The organism is Idiomarina aminovorans, assembly GCF_023155095.1.
In the GTDB taxonomy this organism is placed as follows: Bacteria; Pseudomonadota; Gammaproteobacteria; order Enterobacterales; family Alteromonadaceae; genus Idiomarina; species Idiomarina aminovorans.
In genome coordinates, this window is record NZ_JAKNDA010000014.1 from 1 (window position 1) to 1,168 (window position 1,168).

1 protein-coding gene is annotated in these 1,168 nt (G+C 50.4%); it reads right to left on the reverse strand.

Features of this window, described 5'->3' with window-relative positions:
• Positions 1 to 318: 318 nt before the first annotated feature.
• The coding region (locus L8G48_RS13260) for an IS110 family RNA-guided transposase (RefSeq protein ID WP_248265085.1) at positions 319 to 1,168 on the reverse strand (850 nt) is incomplete at its 5' end.

Here is a 1,168-nt window from a genome sequence, read left to right on the forward strand (position 1 = left end):
GCGTTGGTATGACTCCCTTTGTCAACTCTGAACGCGTGCAGCCCTGGCACTTTTTCAGCCATAATCAGCTCTTTCTATTCTCAAATAAATTGAGCTAACGCACCAGATGAGGCAGTAATGTCGTCGGTTGCTATGCTGGTATCCGTGGATTATTTATCTTGCGATAAACAGTGCCGACCTTACTCACTCCGCCGTAGCACCTTCTCATCAGTCTATGCTCGTGGGTCAATAACGAATTAAGATATTGCCATCATAACGCCGTCGTAGGTTGTGCCACATCCGCGGCCTGATCCGAATGCGTTAGCTCAAACTCGTTTATCATGCGGGTACCCGACTTAACCGAAGTTTTGGATTGACCGGTGTGAGTACCACTTCTCTGGCAATGGCCCAGAGATAGGCCGCCATCTCCCTTGCTATGGCTGTGATGATAAGATTGTAATGTTTCCCTTTTTTACTCATACGTTGATAGCGTTTGCATAGCCTGAGCTGAGCCTTCCAGGCGATATCAACAATATCTTTGGGTAATCCTTCCTGCCGAAGCTGCAAGTTCTTTGACACGTTGGCGGGATAGCGATAACTGTGTGCCCCCTCAACCAGTAAGCGTCGTGCTCTGGTATTGCCGCACTTAGTTATGGCGCCTAAACGGCGCTTACCGCCGGAGGAGTGCTCGCCGGGAACCAAGCCGAGATAAGCCATCAGCTTTCTGGGGTGATCGAAACGCTGTAAATCCCCAAGCTCAGCAATCACTCCGACGGCAACCAGGAGCCTGACACCGCGCATGGCCTGAACCGCTTTCACAACGGGGTAATACCGCCACTGATAAACATGATGGGTTAGCTCATTGTCCAGTCGCTCCAGTCGCCGGATACGCTCCTCAACGGTCTGAAGTTGCTCTTGTAAAACAATCTGCTGAGCCGGGTGAGGTAATATCAACTCGGTTAACCAGCGCAAATGCTTCTTTGACCAGTTCGCCGTGCCTTCATAATTAATATTGTTTCTGAGCAGCAGAGCCTTTAGTTGGTATTTCGCGTCCTTTAAGTCTTTCATCGCCGTTTCGCGCGCCCGGGATAAATCACGCACGGCTTCGTCCTCAGGCTCAGGTACATAAATCGGGGTGAGATCCTCTGACTTTAAAAGCTTTACCAACTTCAGCGCATCACGGCGGTCG